We start from the raw sequence: 271 nt of genomic DNA, 5'->3' as shown, positions 1-271 counted from the left end.
GACAATGACATCGTCGCCAGCCGTGCCGATGATCGTGTCGTTGCCACCGGCTCCGTCAAGCTTGGCGTCCGTCACCGTCATGCCGGAGAAGTCGAGCGTGTTGCCGTTGCCGTCGCCGCGAACACTGTTGTTGCCGCCCGCGATGCCTTCGATGACCTCGATGCCGCTCGAGGCTTTCGAGAAGTCACCGCTCACGCCGATCGCCGCACTCGAATGCGTTGCCTTGATCGTGTCGACGTCGGACGCGCCCGTGCCGCTGTCCTGATACGTG

1 pseudogene is annotated in these 271 nt (G+C 63.8%); it reads right to left on the bottom strand.

The features are described from left to right. Positions 1-271 (bottom strand): annotated as a pseudogene (locus ABLQ08_RS32515) (hypothetical protein); the annotation flags it as partial.

It is taken from the genome of Roseibium sp. SCP14, assembly GCF_040329475.1.
Classification (GTDB): domain Bacteria; phylum Pseudomonadota; class Alphaproteobacteria; order Rhizobiales; family Stappiaceae; genus Roseibium.
This window is presented reverse-complemented; position numbering and strand designations above follow the sequence as displayed.